Raw genomic sequence first — 17,993 nt, forward strand, 5'->3', positions numbered from 1 at the left:
GACGGCGCCATGCGCCGTCCAATTTTTTGCCGACACGGCCGAGATGCGCCGGTCGCCCTATGGGCGGGGCGGTTTTGTTGCGTGGAGCGGGGCTTCGGTCGGGTTTGGCGTCAGGGCAGGGAGTCCGAGCTTGTTGCGAATGAAGGCTTCAGCTTCGGCTTCAATCAGTTCGCCATTGGCAACCGTGACCCGTTCGGCCAGCACATCCCCGCTGGCCGTCAGGCCAGATGGCTCAAGAAAAACGTTGTAGGGTGAGCCATACGTCCGAAAGTCGCCGGTCATCCGGCGATACAGCGCATGGGGTGTGTCGCCAACCTTGCTGCGGTCTTCGGATTCGATCACCACCGGATAGGGCGGGCCGGCTTCGCCAAAGAAGGCTTTGGTTTCGGCCGTAGAGCCATATTCATTGACCGCGATAATGCCCAGCCCATGGTGATGATACTTGGCGTGCAAGCGCGTCAGTACCTCGGATTCGTAGCGCCAATTGCCGCACCACGGCGCAAAATACACAACCAAAACAAGCTTTTTATCCCTGGCCCATGTTCGCAAGTTGATCGGTTCGCCGTCGAGCGCCGGGTAGGTCCAGTCTTTGTAGTTGAGCTTGACGGATTGGAGCGGTGCATATTCATGACCGTCTGAAACCGCAGAGCGATGCCCGGCAAGGACGTTCGTCCAGCCCAGCGTGATGAGCCAGACGAGGATGACCACGTAAAGTCGGCTGCGCATAGTGAAACCTCTGTCAGCAAGTAGCTATTGTGGGTTGCCGAAGCGAAAACATCGGGCGCGCACCATAGCAGATGGGGTTGCGCGGTTGAAGTTAGAGCTGGCAGCCGGCGCTCTTCGAGCCTAAGCCACGGGCGTACTGGTCTCGCCCGTAAGCTTGCAAGTGAAATGGGTCATTTCGAGTCCCTACGATTTGCCGTTTTTGGCAGGTGCATGCTTTGCTGGTTTGCCGAGCGCCGTAGCCAGGACTTCACTCACCTCGCGGACGTACACAAACTTCAAGCCTTTGATCAGGTCGGCCGCAATGTCTTCGACATCCGGCCGGTTCTTGACCGGAAGGATGATGACCTTGATCCCGGCACGGCGCGCGGCAAGGACTTTTTCACGAATGCCGCCGACCGGCAGCACATCGCCGCGTAAGGTAATTTCACCGGTCATGGCCACCGCGCGCTTGACTGGACGGCGGGCCAGCGCCGAGACCATGGCCGTTGCGAGCGTGATTCCGGCGGATGGTCCATCCTTGGGAATCGCGCCTTCGGGAATGTGAATGTGCAGGTCGTGCTGGGAGAAGACATCGGGTTCGATGCCCAGCTCGCGGGCGCGCGACTTGGCATACGATAGCGCCGCGTGGGCGGACTCCTTCATCACGTCTCCAAGCTTGCCGGTGAGGAGCAGGCTGCCTTTTCCGCGCAGCAGCAGCGATTCAACGTGCATAACGTCACCGCCCACGCTGGTCCAGGCGAGGCCGGCCGCAACGCCAATTCGATCCTGGTCCAAAATGGCATCCATCGTGAACTTGGGAATACCCAGGTAATCGGGCAATGTCGTCGCCGTAATGACCATCTTTTGGGTTTCTCCCTCGGCGACGCGCCGGGCGACTTTGCGGCAGACTTTGCCAATCTCGCGCTCGAGTTGGCGGACGCCTGCCTCGCGGGTGTACTGGGCGATGAGCCGGCGCAGGGCGCTGTTGGTCAGATTGATGTGCTGGCTGGTAAGCCCAGTTTCGGCCATTTGCTTTTTGACCAGATGGCGACGGGCAATGGCGAGCTTTTCTTCCTGGGTGTAGCCCGGCAGTCGAACGATTTCGAGCCGGTCGCGGAGCGCCGGTTGAATGGTGTCCGTGACATTGGCCGTCAGCATGAACATCACTTTTGACAAGTCGAACGGCACGCCAAGGTAGTTGTCCCGAAAGGCGTGGTTTTGTTCGGGGTCAAGCACCTCCAGCAAGGCTGACGCGGGATCGCCGCGAAAATCGTGACCGAGCTTGTCCACCTCATCGAGCAGCATCAGCGGGTTGTTGGCCCCGGCCTGTTGCAGCCCCATGATGATGCGGCCCGGCATCGCGCCCACGTAGGTTCGGCGATGCCCGCGAATTTCAGCTTCATCATGGACGCCGCCAAGCGAAATATGGACGAATTTCCGTCCAATCGCTCTGGCGACCGAGCGCCCGAGCGAGGTCTTGCCGACGCCCGGTGGTCCAACTAAACAAAGCAGAAGCCCCTTGGCATCCGGCTTGAGGCGACGCACGGCCAAGGCTTCGAGAATACGCTCCTTGACGGTTTCAAGGCCGTGGTGGTCGGCATCGAGGACTGCTTTGACTTGTGACAGGTCAATGTGGTCTTCCGAGCTGATACCCCACGGAAGCGCCAGTAGCGTATCGAGGTAGGTACGCAATAGCCCGGCCTCGGCCGCGTCTGGGTGGAGACGTTCAAGCCGCTTGAGCTGCCGTACGGCTTCTTCGCGGGCGCGGGCCGGGAGCTGACCTTCCGCAATTTTTTCCTGATAGCTGGCAACTTCGTCGCCCAGATCGGAAATTTCCCCCAGCTCTTGCTGGATGGCCTTGAGCTGCTGCCGCAGGTAAAACTCCCGCTGGGAGCGGTCCATCTCGCCCTTGGCCTGGCTACTGATTTCCTGCTGAACCGTCAGGACCCCAACTTCCCGCGCCATGAGGTCATGAACACGTCGCAAACGCGCAACCGGATCGGTTTCTTCGAGAATGGCTTGGGCGTCGTCAATTTTGGCTTCGAGGTTGGACGCACACAAGTCAGCCAAGCGCCCTGGGTCGTCGAGCGAGGCCGCAATGGCGAGGACCTCCGCCGAGATTTGCTTGCCGAGCGTGACGATGCGCTCAAGCAGTCCTTTGACCGCGCGGATGAGCGCCTCGACTTCAAGGCTCATCTCGACGGGTGTTTCCACAATCGGGTGGACTTCCGCCTGCAAGTAGCCCGCCTCGTCGGTCACGTTCACAAGGGCGGCGCGAGCTAATCCCTGAACCAGGACACGCACCCGCCCATCGCCCATCTTGAGCAACCGCATAACGGCCGCAATCGTGCCAACCCGATGTAAATCGGCGTCCGTCGGGTCTTCATGATTTGGGTCACGCTGGGTGGCGAGCACGATCAGCCTTTGGTTTGGCAACACGCTTTCGACGGCCCGTTGTGACTTCTCGCGCTGCACGAAAAGCGGCACGATGATGAACGGAAAAATGACAATGTCGCGCAGTGGGAGAAGTGGCAGCTTATCGGGAATTTCTAGTGTCCCCTCGCCGGTTAGCGGGAGATCGCTGGATAGCTCCTGTGTGATTGGTGTTGCCAAATTGGCGCCTAGAATTTTTGATACCATAGTCGTTGCTCCTGCACCGGCCAGAGCAAGTAAAAGTATCGTGTTTTACCCAGGATGTGAAAGTGTATCACCTGGTTTTCCGGCTAGGGTTTTCGCTCTAAGCGCCCTCCAGTCGGAGACGCGAAGCTTGGTGTGGACACATTCAGTCATTAAACAATGATGTCACATCGGCTGCGTACTTCGGTTGTAAGATGAGAAACAACCGAGTTGCCGTTCCTCTATCTGTGACTACGCTGCCCCGGCGTCCCCATCCTTCCACGCCACTAGGCTTCGCGCCTGGAGACACACGGGAGATACACCTATGAGTACTTACTTAGTGAACCCATCAAAAGCCTATCCATCTCAGCCTGCAAACCAACCTTCCGCACAGCAGCCCAACCAGTGGGTAGCGTGGCTCCTCGGCACGGCGTGGCTGGTGCTACTGGGGTGCTTCACCTACGTCATCATCAAGTTGCCCAAGACGGACTTTCTCTGGGGCTACTTGCTATCCTGTCTCGGCGTGATTGGAACACTGTACTTCTTGCGGTACGTGTCAGAACCGGTCGAGGACCTGCCAAAGCTTGATACATCCGACCCATACCGTCTGGCCTATCTGCGCGGGCGGGCGAATGAAGCCTTACGGGTGGCGGCGGCCCTGCTGATCGAGCGCCAGGCGCTGGTGGTTATCCGTGACCAGAATGGCAGCGTGACCGAACTTGTCAAGGCACCTGACTGTGACCCGAAGCAGTTCGAGTTCCCTATTGAGCGCGCCGTGTTGGACTTTTTCACCGTACCACGTCCCTCAGAAGAGATGTTTCAAAAGGACGGACTCAAAGCGCGGGTGGATGATCTCTACAAGGAAGACCTCGTCAACAGAGGCTTCCTCCCGACTGAAGCGCAGGAAACGCGCCGCACGTGGCGTGTGTGCTTTGCGTGGTGTTTCATCGCCGTGGTTGGGCTGACCAAGATTGTGGTCGCGCTGCTTGCCGGGCGTTACACTATCGGCTTCACGATAGTCATTTTCCTGGCGGCTTTCTTCTGGGCGGCTGCGTTTATCGGCGACTATCGGACGCGCCTTGGCGACTACGTTCTGGAGTCGTTGGCTTCGCTCTATGAAGGCTTGCGGCAACAGTCCACGGCGCTCAAAACCCGCGGCGCGGCGGCGCAGCTTGCGTTGGTGGCCGGCGTCTATGGCTTGAGCGCCATGCCGGCCGAGGCATTTCCCGACGTGAGAGAAACCTTCCGGCAGGCATCCTCTGGCTCTTCCTGCGGTAGCTCCTGCGGTAGTAGCTGCGGTGGTGACGGTGGCGGCGGCGATGGCGGTGGTTGCGGAGGGGGCTGTGGTGGGTGCAGCTAACCTCAGCCAACCGACGCCTAGCCGTGATGGGAGATAGTTCATGCGACCGATGGCGCCTGTAACCGACCGGGTTGGTCTTGGATGGCGCGCGCTGCTCGCGGCCGACATCCTGGCCAACCTCGACCGCATAGACGTTGTGGAAGTCATCGCCGACGACTACTTCGATGCGCCTCAGCGCGACCGCCAGGCCCTGCGTCTGCTTGGGCGACAAGTGCCGCTGGTACTGCACGGCGTGTCATTGGGTTTGGCTTCAACCGTTCCGGTGGATGTGGTTCGACTCGATCACATGGCGCGGCTCATCGAGGATGTCGAACCGTGGTTTTGGTCGGAACACTTGGCCTTTGTCCGTGGCGGTGGCGTCGAAATCGGTCATCTGGCCGCTCCGCCACGGACGGCGGCGACCATCGAAGGAACAGCCCGCAATCTGGCAACGACGCGAACCATTGTAGGTAGTGCGCCACTAGTCGAGAACGTATCCACCCTGTTTGAGCCGCCCGGCAGTACGCTGGATGAAGCCACATGGTTGCGCGGTGTCTTGGCCGCAACCGAAAACGATCTCCTGCTGGATTTGCACAACCTCTACACCAATGGGTGTAACTGTGACTTTGACCCGTATGACGTCATTGCCAACCTGCCGCTTGAGCGGGTGGGGTGCATACACATTGCCGGCGGCAAGTGGGTTCAGGCCACGCGCTTTCCAGGACGGCGGCGGCTGGACGATCATCGGCATGCCACACCGCCGCCTGTGTTTGATTTGCTGACCGAAGTTGCGCGTCGCGCCCGGCAACCGCTGGTCGTGATTCTGGAGCGGGACGGCGACTACCCAGCGTTTGACGAACTCCTTGCCGAACTGGATGCCGCCCGCGCTGCCCTGGCTCACGGACGCGCGGCACAATTGGCTAAACCCGATGTCGTCGCCACAATTTGAAGCTTTCTTAGCCCGCCTGTATGCCGATGCTTCCTTCCGTGAGGAGTTCCTGGCGGCGCCTGAAACGGTAGCCAAGGCCTTTGGTCTCTCGGCGCAGGAGTGCGCGGCGGTGGCCACCATTGACTTGACCGGCCTCGAACTTGCCGCGCGCGTCTTCGCCAAAAAATTGGATTACAAGGCAGAGCACCAGCGCCAGCAGGGTTGGCGGACGCGGCTGCGGCGCTGGTGGCGCGACCGGTGGGCAGCCGCGCGGCACTACAAAGGTCGCGCTTGACCACCGGAAGCCACAGCTTGACGCGCTCCACTCAGAAAGGCTTACTCCACAAGGATGGCTTCAGGGCTGAACGCCGCTGCCGGGTCTGTGGGCACATCCGCGAAGAAGTCGGTCAAACGCTGATAGGCCGACCGGCGCCCAATCGCCTGATTGACCAATTCCGTGATCGTTTGTGCACCCTGTGACAAAAACAGCGGCCGCGAAGCAAAAATGTTGGTGAAGTACATGCTTGGGATACCGCGCTCCTTGGCATGGGCGGCCAGCGCCGTGGTGCCCAGCACCAGGTCAGGCTTGAGTTCATCCACGGCAATCACGTCTTGATCGAACGTTTTGCGAAAGACAATGGTCGTCCCCCGCGCTTCCAGCCAGGCTTCATCTTCCTTCGTGAAGGGCGTTTGCCCGATGTTGGTCGAGACATAGGGGACTTCGGCACCGGCTTCAATGAGCAAGCGCGCGACCATGAGTTCGCTCCCTTCATAACCGGCGACAATGATCCGTCCCCGGACCGGCGTTCGGGCAAAGACCTCTGCCACGGCCTGGGATTCGCGTTCGGCGAGTTCTTCGATCAGACTCGGCCGGATGTTAAACGCCTTGCCAATGCGTTCAATCCAAGTGCGCGTGCCTTCTACACCGACCGGTGTGCAACCCATGGAGGGAATCTTATATTTTGCCAACAGCGCACAAGTTTTGGTGTAAAACGGATGGAGCGTCACGTTGACGCCGACACTGAGCACCTTGCGAAAATCACCAATCGTGCGCGCCGGAATATGGGCCACCAGCCGAACCCCAAGCTTGGCCAGCAGTTGCTCCAGATAAAGCGGATCCGCCGGAAACACTTCTCCAATGGTCGAAGCTGTGTCGGTTTGCCGCGGCGGCAGCCCATCCCGTTCCACCAAGCACTTCAAAAGCTGCGAGGTTGCAATGTCCTTGGCTTCGGCATGCGATTTGACGCCATAACCGGGGACATGCATGGGCACCACCAACGGAAACGTCGGGTCATCCTTGGCGCGCGCGGCATAGTCCTTGGCAATGGCATCAATGGCCAACCCGACGGTTTCTTCATTGCACAGGGTGATGAGCGCGATGATCCGGGGGTTGAATTGGGCAATGGTTTCGGCAACGGCAGCGCGCGTCCGATCTTCAATTCGGCCGTTGGTGAGATCGGCGGCAGTGTAAACCGGCGTGAGCACTGACTTTCGCGCCGCATAAAAGTGTGACACGAAGTCGAGTCCATAGACGCAGCCGGCGTTGCCGACCAAAATGGGAACAATCCCCTCGACGCGCATCATGACACGCAGGCTACCAAAAGCCTGACACATCGAAAGTGGGGCGTGCTTGGAGCTACAGGCGTTGATACGCTGAAGAACGTTGAGTTGCATCCGCTTCACATGGCGGGGACGGTGAGCAAGTCTGTGGGGCGCCACCGGCGACCTCTCTTCCAACCTACAGCGCCATCCACGCCAAGCGAAGGGTGACTTTTGGCGTTTTGCCGAAGCTCGCGCCAAGGGCTGTCCACCGGCTTACCAGCCCAGGATGTAGGCAAACATCAATGGCGCGACAATCGAAGCGTCCGACTCAACGATAAACTTCGGTGTTTCAACCCCCAGCTTACCCCAGGTGATTTTCTCGTTGGGAACCGCCCCGGAGTAGGAGCCATACGAAGTCGTTGAGTCGCTGATCTGGCAGAAATAGCCCCAGACCGGCACATTTTCGCGGCGTAGGTCCTGGTGCAACATCGGAACGACGCAAATAGGAAAGTCACCGGCGATGCCGCCGCCAATCTGGAAGAAGCCGATTGAAGCCGCCGCGCTGGTTTCGGTGTACCAGTTGGCGAGTTCAATCATGTACTCAATGCCCGTCCGGACTGTATGGACGTGCTTGACATCGCCGCTGATGCAGTGTCCGGCGTACATATTGCCCAGGGTCGAGTCTTCCCAGCCCGGCACGAACATCGGTAGCTTCTTGGCCTTGGCCGCCAGCAGCCAACTGTGCTTGGGGTCAATCTGATAGTTGGCTTGCAGTCTGGGGTTGTCGAGAATGCGCCAGAAAAACTCATGCGGAAACAGGCGTTCGCCGCGCGCGTCGCAGGCCATCCACTCTTCAAGTATGAATGACTCGATTCGCCGCATGGCTTCGCCTTCGGGAATACAGGTGTCGGTCACGCGATTGAGGTGCCGCTCCAGCAGCGCTTGTTCGTCCTGTGGCGTCAGATCGCGGTAGTGCGGGATGCGTTCGTAGAAGTTGTGCGCGACGAGATTGAAGACATCTTCCTCCAGGTTGGCGCCGGTGCACGAAATGGCGTGAACCTTGTCCTGCCGAATCATTTCAGCCAACGACAATCCCAGTTCCGCCGTGCTCATCGCCCCCGCCAGCGTCACCAGCATTTTCCCGCCAGCCTCGAGGTGACGGCAGTAGGCCTCGGCCGCCTCGACCAGTGCCGCGGCGTTGAAGTGCCGAAAATGATGTTTGATGAACGTCGTGATTGGTTGCTGTGTCTGCATGTAGAACCCTCCCCTGCCATCGCCACGCCCACCGCGGGACTGGCTGCGGTGGGCGGCGTGGTTGCCCGCCGTGACGGGGGCAATGACTCACTACGCGCGAAATCTAGATAAACGCGAAATCAAAACGCTCCTGGTGAATGTTGGGATCGCTATGCAGGGTGACGGGAGTTCCGAAATTCATCTCGATTTCCCGTAACACGCGCTGCTCCGTCCCACGTAGGGCTTCCGCCACCTGTGGGCTTACCCGCAATGTCACCTCGCTGACCACTTGCCCGGATGCCGCTTTCTCTTTGGCCAGGTGCTTGGCATCCGACAGAATTTCATAGCACATGGTTTGCGTGGACTTGATCATACCGCTGCCGCCACAGTAGTGGCAGGGTTCACTGAGAATGCGTTCGAGGCTCTGGCGAACCCGTTTGCGCGTGATGGCCACCAGTCCAAAGTCATTGAAGGCCGTAATCTTCGAGGGCGACCGGTCAGATTTCATGGCTTGTTCGAGAACCTGCATCACCTTTTGGCGATTGCGGCGGTCTTCCATGTCAATGAAGTCCAGGACGATGATGCCGCCCAGGTCCCGTAACCGGATTTGCCGGACAATCTCCGCCGCGGCTTCGAGGTTGGTGCGGGTGATCGTGTCTTCCAACCGGTTGGATTTGCCGACAAACTTGCCCGTGTTGACATCAATTGCCACCAGCGCTTCCGTCTGGTTGATCACGATAAAGCCGCCTGACCGCAGCCAGACCCGTGGCTTGAGTGCCGCCTCGATTTCAGGCTGGATGTTGTATTCCTCGAAAATCGGACGACTCCGTGTGTAGAGCCGAACCCGATCAACGAGCTTGGGCTGGAAGCGGTTGATAAACTCCACGATGTTGGCGTATTCGGCTGCATCGTCCACGCGAATGACTGAAAAGTCACTCGACATGTGGTCGCGCAGCAGGCGCTGCACCAAGTCAAGCTCACGACAAAGAACCGTTCCCGAACGAGCCTGATCGGCGCGACGGCGGATGTCACGCCAGGTTCGCGCCAGATAGAGCATGTCGTCGCACAGGTCTTGCTCCGAACGTCCTTCGCAAGCAGTGCGGACGATGAACCCGCCCGTAATCCCTTCGCGCTCCCGGAGCATGGTGAGTGTCCGCTTGAGCCGCAACCGTTCCTGTTCGGTTGAAATCTTGCGCGATACGCCAATGTGACTGATGGTCGGAAGATAGACGAGGTATCGCCCTGGTAGTGACACATACGAAGTGATGCGCGCGCCCTTGAGTCCGATGGGTTCTTTGGCAATCTGGACGATGATTTCTTGTCCCTCGCGGAGCAACTCGGTAATGACCGGCTGCCGACGGGGTACGTCGAGATCACGGCGTTCCTCCTTGCGTGGTTCATCGCGGCGTGGTTCATCGCGGCGCTCTTCCCGCCCGTGCCGTGCGGCCGGGCGTCCGTCCCGCGGCGCTGGCGTTCGGGATTCAGGGCGTGGGTCTGGCGTCGTTGGGGTCTCGATGAGCGCGAGTGACTCTGGATTGACCGAAATCTCACGCACGACTATCGCCGGCTCCTCGCTGGCGACCACGTCACGGACGTTCTCGACCGCGCCGCCCGTGTCGGCTTCCGTCGCTACATCCGACTCCAGAGCCACCCTTTCCGGTGTCTCATCGTCGGGGCTGTCACTGCGGTCATCTGTGTCGGAAGCTTCATCACCAGATGCGTTGGCGTTGCGTCCACCCCGGCGGCGACTGCGACGACCACGTCGCGGAGGAAACTCGGCCTGCGGTGGACGAACCTGAAGTTGCGCGGTATCGGGGAGTGGGTCGTCGTCCGTGGATGCTGCCACGACTTCATCGGCGCTTTCAGGTTCTGACCTCTGGTTGGCGTTTTCTTCGTGTTCAGGTTCTTTGTGTTCAGGCTTGGGCGTTGCACTGCTTTCAGTCTCGACCGGCTCGGCGTCGCTGGTTTCCGTCAACCCATCCACATCTTCGACGGGCGTGCCCACGGCTGCCTCCGCCGGAGGATGGGGCACGGCTTCAACCACCTCATCAGAGGCCAGGTCGTCCGGTTGGTCATCCGCAATCCGCTCATAGCCAAGCGTCAGGGGTTCAACCGCTGGGGTGTCATCCACGTCGGTGACAGGCGGAATGGGCGCTGGCGCCTCTGGTTTCGTGGCAATTTCGTCAATGCGAGTCTGGGCGATGATTTTTTGCTGGATGAGGGCATCCTTGAGAAAGTCACCCGCTTCTTCGCCATAATCTTCATCGAGCACCCGCTCGAAGTGGGCGTCGGCCGCTGACGGAGACGCCGATGGCTCATCTGTGGCGGACAACAAAGCAACGTCTTCGTCCGTTTTCTTGCCACGGCGGCGCGAAGGTTTTTTCTTTTCCTCACCGATGACTTCTTTCCGTCGTCCGCGGCGCCGGTCGCGCGCCGGTGCTGGTTCGGACTCTTCACCTAACGCATCGCGCTCGATTTCGAGACTATCGTCGGTTGCGGACGTATGGCTATCCGCCGGGGTTTCTCGCTGATGTTCAGGAAGGCGCTGATGTTCAGGAACGCGCGGCGCGTCTTGACTGGCCGGGGCGTCTTCCCAGTCATCGCTAACTCGCTCAAACTTAGATTCCCCACCCTGTTCCAAGAGGGACATCAGCAGCGGTGTTGCTATCGCCGATTCTGTCACAGGTTCTGCGCGCTCTTCGCCGACTGATTCAATGTCGCTTTCAACGTCGCTGGCAGTGTATGGCGTGGGCAGTGCGGTCGTTACCGTGTCAGATTCCCGCTCCGCGTCAGCCGTTACCGTATCGGTGGGGTCGAGCGCAACCGGACGCTCGACGACGGATGGCTCAGGGCGGCGTTCCCGTCCAGTACGTTTTCCATCCGGCTCGCGCCCTGATTCGCGTCGCGGCGGTTCAATCGGTCGCTCGGCGCGCTCACTTCGTTCAGGTCGCGGCCGCGCCACGCTTTCGGCCGTATCCAGGTCTTCCTCGGTTTCCTCGAAGAAGTCGCCAACGTAGAGAAAAGCGTCTCGCTCCAGGCCAATATCCACAAAAGCCGACTGCATGCCCGGCAGAACCTTGCGAACTTTTCCCTTATAGATATTGCCAACGACGGCTTTTGATTCATCGGCGCGCTCGACGTAAAACTCGACAACGACGCCGTCTTCCAGGATCGCAACGCGCTTTTCATAGGCGTTGACGCTAATGATCATTTCTTTGTTCATGTTCGGAGCTATTCCTCAAGTTTTTCCGATACGACCGGTGGATGACCCGGCGCAAAGCTGACGGGTAGGGCAATCGCCCTGCAGGCCGGATCGCTTACGGCTGACGCCGGCAACCAGCCCCTTGTCAAGCCTGGGACAGTCCATACCGAGCGGCTGCGGATATGTATTGCGGATAGCAACGAGAACCGATCAACCCATGTGACAAGCGCCAGAACGCAACCAGAAGCGCCAAAAACCAAGTCGGTCATTATCGTTGGGAGCGCCGACAAGGCAACCGGGGTAGCCCAGTTCACCGCGCGCCATATCCTTGGCGTCTGCAAGATGGTTGGAGGCTAGAGCCAACCCTGGTGTGTCCAGTTATCCAGTCTGGGGGTATCGCGTTTCAATTTGAGAAGCGCCTTCCGTGCACGTTTGCAACTAGGCCCAAGCTTACGAACGTCATCAGCAGCGATGAACCACCGGCGCTCAACAGCGGCAACGGAATACCCATAATCGGGACAAGCCCAACCACCATGCCAAAGTTGATGATGACGTGAAATGCCAGGAGAGCCATATAGCCGGCTAGAACAAGCATTGAAAACCGTTCTCGTGAACGTCCCGCAACGTTTGCAGAGTGTAATATGATGAAAAGAAGCAACGCAAGGACGCTCAGAGAACCCACCAGTCCAAACTCTTCGGCGATGACCGAAGCGATGAAGTCCGAGTGGTGTTCCGGTACAAATCCGCCTTGACTCTGCGTTCCTCCCCGAAATCCCTTCCCCAAGATGCCGCCTGATCCGACGGCAATCATGGACTGTAATGTTTGATAGCCAAAGCCTTCACGTGTTTGACGATCCTGTAATCGCTCTGGATAAAAAATCGCGTTCCAGGTGACGTTGATGCGATCCCGCTGGTACTGCTTCAGGCGCGGCTCGATCACGAACACAAACAGGAGTGGCCCGAGCACGAGGCCGACGATGGCGGAAGCCGTTACCCACCGCCAGGAAAGTCCGCTCAGAAAGATCAGCACGGCGATGGGTGGAAAGAAAGTCAGCGCGGTTCCGGCGTCTGGTTGCCGGAGGATCAGCCCAACTGGCAACAGGACGACCGCGGCCAGCAGCGCAAGTTGCCGCCAAGTCAGGCCATCGGCGCCAATCGGCCGCAATATCCGTGCCGCCAGCAAGATGGTGGCCAGCTTGGCAAACTCGGATGGCTGAAGCGTGCCGAGCGGACCGAGGCGAATCCAGCACCGCTGGCCATTGATCTTGACGCCAACGATCAAGACCGCAATGAGCAGAAGAATCGTCACGCCATACACATAGGGCGCCGCATCGAAAACGCGCTGGAAGTTCAGGCGCGCCACCCAAAAGAAAGCCACGTAACCAATGCCACACCAGGCTAGTTGCTTGACCCAAAACTTCTGATGCCATTCCGTGGCGCCCCCCGGCGCGGCATTGGTGCTGTAAAGCGCCACGATGCTCGCCACGCACAAGAGCGTCAGAGCCGCCAGAAGGGGCCAGTCAAAGTCACGCCACGGACGCTCCTGCATATTGTCTCCTTACGTGCCTGTCTCGACCAAGTCTGCTACGTTCCAAACTAGTCACCGGTTGTTGGTCGCCGCGCCGGATGGGAAGGCTTTGGCGCTTCCGCCCCTGGCGACTCAACTGTCACCGGCAGCCCTTTTTTCTTTCTGAGCCAGGCTTCAAAGACGGCGCGCACATTCGGCGCCGACGCTTTGGCTCCGAAACCGCCATGTTCCACCAGCGAGATGGCGGCGATTTCAGGGTGCTGGCGCGGGCCAAATCCGACAAACCACGAGTGGTCACGCTCTTCGAGCTTCGAGGCCTTGAGCTTGCTCACGACTTGCGCCGTGCCGGTTTTTCCGCACATCTCAAAGCCGGTCTCCGGGTCGCGGATGGCTGAACTGGCTGCCGTCCCCCCGGCATTGACCGCGCCCCACATGCCTTCGATAACGGCATCCCAATACTCGTCCGGCAGCTCGATACGCTTGACCCGCCGTTCAAATGTGACGCGCGGAAGGTCATGCGTTGGGCGTGCTTCACGTAAAAAATGTGGGGTTTGAAACTCCCCCCGCATGGCGATGCCAGCTACCGACCGGAGCATCTGCAAGGGGGTCGGCCGCACCATGGCCTGCCCGATGGAAGCATAAACCGAATCAGCGTCAGTCCACCGATACTGAGCCGGTGTGGCATTGGGCATGGTTCGCCGTACGGTTGCGGCTTTGAGTTCGAGGCTGGGAATATAACCCTTGAACTCATTCGGAAGGTCAATCCCGGTGTACTCGCCCGCGCCTAGCTCCGATGCGTAGGTGCGGAGGTTGTCTAGACCAAGTTTGATACCAAGCCGGTAAAACCACCCATCACAGGACTTGGTGATGGCATAGGAGAGCGGGGGCGATCCGTGGCTACCCATGCAGCGGACATGCCGGCCGCCAACATTGATGCCTCCACCACAGAGGAAGCGGTCCGTCGGTTTGAGAACGCCGGCCCGCATGGCGGCTACCGACATAATGATTTTCCAGGTGGAGCCAGGCGGGTAAATGTCCTGAATCGCGCGATTACGCAGTGGTTTGTGCTTGTCGTTGGCGTAACGCGCATAATCAGACCGGGAAATGCCGGCCGCAAAGAGATTGGGATCGTAACCAGGCATCGAAGCCAGCGCCAGCATTTCGCCGTTGCGTGGGTCCATAACGGCAATCGTCCCATCCAACTTCAATGCCTTGAGCCGGGCTTCGGCAACCCGCTGCAAGTCCAGGTCGAGGGTGGTGACAATGTCCTGTCCTGGCACCGGCGGCACGGTTTCAATTTCGCGGACGAACCGCCCGCGGCTATCCACGATGATCCGGCGGTAGCCGTCCCGCCCCATCAAAATACGGTTATAGGTTCGCTCCAGACCAGCTTGCCCAACTTTGTCGCCAGGGCGGCAGTATTCAAACTCGGGCCGTTTGAGCTGCGACTCGCTGACTTCAGTAACGTAACCCAAGATGTGACAGGCCAATTCGCCATGCGGATACTTGCGCTGCGGGCGTAGCTCAACAAGCAGTTCTGGGTGCTCGTAGTCCAGCACGGCAACTTTGGCGCGGTCCGCGTCGCTGATATTGGACTTGACTTCAACCGGGCGAGTCCTGGCAGCCGGTGACCGCAGTTGCTGGCGGGCATAGTCTGGCGCGACGCCAAACTCTTCAGTCAAGATGCGCAGCGTTTCGGCTTCATCCTGAATATCTTCGCGGTTCACCATAAGGCTGAACGTGGGGCGACTATCCACCAGCACGTTCCCGTCGCGATCGAGGATGTTACCGCGTGGCGCAACGATGGGAATTTTGCGCTCGCGGTTGTTTTCGGCTTGCTTGACATAACTTTCGTGATGGACAACCTGCATGCTCCACAGGCGCAGGGCTAACACCGCAAAAGCCAGGGCCACGCCGGCCTGTAGTGCCAGCAACCGGAGCCGCGGATTGAAGGATGACGGTGGACCAGGAGCGGGAAAGCGTGGCGTCATCGTGAGGCCTACGGTTATGGGTATTCCCTAAAAGGCGCGGGGCGCGATTGGCGCGTCGGTACTGCGGACGGTAATCCACTTGCCTAACCAGCGGTCGGCTAAGGGAAACAACACCAGCCCGGCGAGACTGTTTCCAAGCAGGGACAGCATCCCAACCCGGACGACATCACGAAAGGTAGCGCCCGGCGGCAGTAGGGAAAAGAAATACAAAAAGAACGTAAACACGCCGGTGTTGGTAACGGAAGCGAGCGGCAGGACCAGGAGGCGCGTAGCTTTGCTGTCGAGTGAGAACTTGACGCTGGTGACGGCCAGCGTGTAGCCAATCAGCATCTTCGTGAATCCACTCGCGCCATACAGCACTCCGAGTATCAGGTCTTGCAACAGTCCGCCGGCCATGCCAACCATTGCCGCGCGCAGCGCTCGGGGCTGAACGCCGACGAAGACGGTCAATATCAAGATAAAATCAACGTACTCAAACAGAAAGCCAACCCGTGGCAGACGAACCAGAATGGTTTGCAACGCCGCCATGAGAAAGACCGCAATGGTCACGCGCGCCGTCGGTCCGAGATCAAGCGAGATGAGCTTGGCGCTTAGGCGGCGCTGGGGAAGTGACTGACGCATGGCGTATGGCGAGAGCATGGCGTTTGAATCGTTCTACTCCGTTGCTTGTTTCGCATCTATTTCGCGGGCGATTTCGTCGGGGGCGTTGGCCGCGGCACGTCAGACACCATCATCCGAACGGTTGGGGGAAGCACCGCCACTTCTTCCAGTCGCTCCAATGGCGCGGCTGGACGCACCAAGATGCGGTGCAGTCCGGCCCCGGAACCGCGCTCAACCGACTCGACCGTGCCGACAATCAACCCCTTGGGATAAACGCCGTCGAGTCCGCTGGTCAACACCATTTCACCTTCATTGACTTCCGTGAGTCCTGAGATGTTATCCAGCCGACACAGCCGCGCGTTTTGACCACGCAGCTCGCCGTTGACCCGTGACCCCGCCAGGGTGACACCCATCCCGGCTTGCCCATCGGCAATGGTTTGGACGATGGCCGCGGTCGGCCCAACGGCGATGACTCGTCCGACGATGCCCTGTGGCGTCATGACCGGCGCGTTGATGAGCACGCCGTCCACGGAACCCTTATCTAAGGTGACTTGCCGAAACCAGGGGGTTCCGTCTCCGCCAATCACATTCGCTACGACCGTTGGTGCCGGCGAGGCTTGCTTGAGCGCCAGCAGCTCGCGCAGCCGTTGACCATCCAGCGCTTCGCGCTCCCGTTCGACCAACGCCAGGCGCAGTCGGTCGTTTTCGGCCTGGAGGCGCTGATTGGCGACATACACACCACGCAAGTCAATGTAGCCAGACCAAATGGCGACGACGGTGGTCACCACCGCATCGGCTGCTTTTTGCAGGGGTTGGAGCAGGGTGATGACCGCCGTCCGGGGCAGGCTCTGCCCCAGCGCGCGGGCGCGGGCGTGAAGTGACATCAGCAGAAACTGCGCCAGCAGTAGCCCCCCAACCAGTAGGGCAACGCGGCGCGCCGGCTCAAGCTTTTGGAGGGGCGAAGGCAAGGTCAGCATCCTTCCCTCCGTTTCAGTTGGCGATGATGTGCTTAGCGTATGCGCCGCCCAGGCTCACGCGCTTGAGAAGCTCAAAGTCACCCAGCATCTTGCCCGTGCCAAGCACGACCGATGACAACGGGTTTTCCGCCAGCGTCACCGGCACGCGCGTTTCTTTCATCAAGAGCTTATCCAGCCCCTTGAGCAGCGCGCCGCCACCGGTAAGGACGATGCCACGGTCGGCAATGTCGGCGGATAGTTCTGGTGGCGTTCGTTCAAGCGCAACCCGGACCGCATTGACAATCGTGGCGATCGGCTCGGCCATGGCTTCACGAACTTCCTCGTCCGATATGGTGATCGTCTTTGGAATGCCTTCAATGAGGTCGCGCCCACGAATTTCCATGGTGAGCCGTTCTTCCAGCCGATGTGCCGAACCAAGCTCAATTTTGACCTGCTCGGCCGTCCGCTCGCCGATGAGCAGGTTGTACTTGCGCTTGATGAACTGTGAGATGGACTCGTCCAACTCGTTGCCGGCCACCCGAACCGCGCGGGAATAGACGATGCCCGAAAGGGAAATAACCGCAATGTCGGTCGTGCCGCCGCCAATGTCCACAATCATGTTGCCGTACGGCTCGGTAATGGGGAGTCCTGCGCCAATGGCGGCCGCCATGGCTTCTTCGACCAAGTAAACTTCAGCCGCGCGTGCGCGATAGGCAGCGTCCTCGACGGCGCGCAACTCAACCTGCGTGATTTCACCCGGGACGCCAATGACGACGCGCGGTGACACCCAGGACTTACCATTGTGGGCGCGCCGGATGAAGTGCTGGAGCATTTTCTCCGTCACCTCAAAGTCGGCAATGACGCCATCCTTCATCGGGCGAATGGCCACGATGTTGCCCGGTGTCCGCCCGATCATTTCCTTGGCTTCCTTGCCGACGGCTTCGACTTGGTGCGTAATTTTGTTGATAGCGACAATGGATGGCTCACTGACCACGACGCCACGTCCCTTGGCATACACCAGGGTGTTGGCCGTCCCAAGGTCAATGGCCAAATCATTGGAGAAATAGTTGAAGATAGAACGCAGTTTCATTGACAAAAGAAAGTATAAGTCCCAACAGGCTAGTTCACAGGCAGACGACACGGCTGCCCAATGGCAGTTATCGGCATGTGTTAGAGGCTCAACCCTGACCGAAAAAACTGCTGGTGAAACGTTGTTCACTTTTTACGTGTTGTCAAGAAATGCCGTATCAAGCCACGGAATTTTTCCGATCCGCCGCGGGTAACCCGCCCATTGGGCTGGACTAAACTCGCGAAGCGCCCCATTCGCCGCCCAAAGGCATCGGCGCGTGTGAG

The 17,993-nt window shown here is 59.4% G+C and carries 13 protein-coding genes; 3 read left to right on the plus strand and 10 right to left on the minus strand.

The genetic code is table 11. The features are described from left to right. Positions 1-57: 57 nt before the first annotated feature. Positions 58-726, minus strand: a complete 669-nt coding sequence (locus J8C06_RS01320) for a TlpA family protein disulfide reductase (RefSeq protein ID WP_211429005.1) — start codon at positions 724-726, stop codon at positions 58-60. Positions 727-909: 183 nt separating this feature from the next. Then, entirely contained in the window at positions 910-3,318 is a 2,409-nt protein-coding gene (gene lon / locus J8C06_RS01325; protein ID WP_246602055.1) for an endopeptidase La, read from the minus strand. Positions 3,319-3,646: 328 nt separating this feature from the next. On the opposite strand from lon, the gene J8C06_RS01330 reads away from it, so the two are divergent. The 3 genes from J8C06_RS01330 to J8C06_RS01340 are packed head-to-tail and all read left to right on the plus strand — an operon-like array spanning position 3,647 to position 5,883. Continuing rightward, the gene (locus tag J8C06_RS01330) at positions 3,647-4,681 is read left to right on the plus strand and encodes a TIGR04222 domain-containing membrane protein (protein WP_211429006.1); all 1,035 of its coding nucleotides are present in this window, start codon (positions 3,647-3,649) and stop codon (positions 4,679-4,681) included. Between the two features lie 40 nt (positions 4,682-4,721). Further along, complete coding sequence (locus tag J8C06_RS01335; protein WP_211429007.1) at positions 4,722-5,609, plus strand: MbnB/TglH/ChrH family RiPP precursor modification enzyme; 888 nt, start codon at positions 4,722-4,724, stop codon at positions 5,607-5,609. After that, positions 5,590-5,883 carry a hypothetical protein gene (locus J8C06_RS01340; protein ID WP_211429008.1) on the plus strand — a complete coding sequence of 98 codons (294 nt, stop codon included), beginning with the start codon at positions 5,590-5,592 and terminating at the stop codon, positions 5,881-5,883. Before J8C06_RS01335 ends, J8C06_RS01340 begins: the two co-directional genes overlap by 20 nt. A gap of 41 nt (positions 5,884-5,924) precedes the next feature. Here the strand turns inward: J8C06_RS01340 and J8C06_RS01345 are convergent, their stop codons facing one another. The 8 genes from J8C06_RS01345 to J8C06_RS01380 form a co-directional block, all read right to left on the minus strand. Next, positions 5,925-7,262 (minus strand): nitrogenase component 1, encoded by a 1,338-nt coding sequence (locus J8C06_RS01345; protein ID WP_211429009.1) that lies wholly within the window; start codon positions 7,260-7,262, stop codon positions 5,925-5,927. 141 nt (positions 7,263-7,403) lie between these two features. Next, positions 7,404-8,384, minus strand: a complete 981-nt coding sequence (locus J8C06_RS01350) for a deoxyhypusine synthase family protein (protein ID WP_211429010.1) — start codon at positions 8,382-8,384, stop codon at positions 7,404-7,406. Positions 8,385-8,487: 103 nt separating this feature from the next. Then, a complete protein-coding gene (locus tag J8C06_RS01355) occupies positions 8,488-11,586 on the minus strand; it encodes an Rne/Rng family ribonuclease (protein ID WP_211429011.1) in 3,099 nt (1,032 codons plus the stop codon). 382 nt (positions 11,587-11,968) lie between these two features. Then, the gene (gene rodA / locus J8C06_RS01360; RefSeq protein ID WP_211429012.1) at positions 11,969-13,114 is read right to left on the minus strand and encodes a rod shape-determining protein RodA; all 1,146 of its coding nucleotides are present in this window, start codon (positions 13,112-13,114) and stop codon (positions 11,969-11,971) included. A 47-nt stretch (positions 13,115-13,161) separates the two neighbouring features. After that, complete coding sequence (mrdA, locus tag J8C06_RS01365; RefSeq protein WP_211429013.1) at positions 13,162-15,084, minus strand: penicillin-binding protein 2; 1,923 nt, start codon at positions 15,082-15,084, stop codon at positions 13,162-13,164. Positions 15,085-15,111: 27 nt separating this feature from the next. After that, a complete protein-coding gene (locus J8C06_RS01370) occupies positions 15,112-15,723 on the minus strand; it encodes a hypothetical protein (RefSeq protein WP_211429014.1) in 612 nt (203 codons plus the stop codon). A gap of 38 nt (positions 15,724-15,761) precedes the next feature. Beyond that, complete coding sequence (gene mreC / locus J8C06_RS01375) at positions 15,762-16,661, minus strand: rod shape-determining protein MreC (protein WP_211429015.1); 900 nt, start codon at positions 16,659-16,661, stop codon at positions 15,762-15,764. Positions 16,662-16,674: 13 nt separating this feature from the next. Next, positions 16,675-17,730 carry a rod shape-determining protein gene (locus tag J8C06_RS01380; protein ID WP_211429016.1) on the minus strand — a complete coding sequence of 352 codons (1,056 nt, stop codon included), beginning with the start codon at positions 17,728-17,730 and terminating at the stop codon, positions 16,675-16,677. Positions 17,731-17,993 lie beyond the last annotated feature (263 nt).

This window comes from Chloracidobacterium validum, assembly GCF_018304825.1.
Classification (GTDB): Bacteria; Acidobacteriota; Blastocatellia; order Chloracidobacteriales; family Chloracidobacteriaceae; genus Chloracidobacterium; species Chloracidobacterium validum.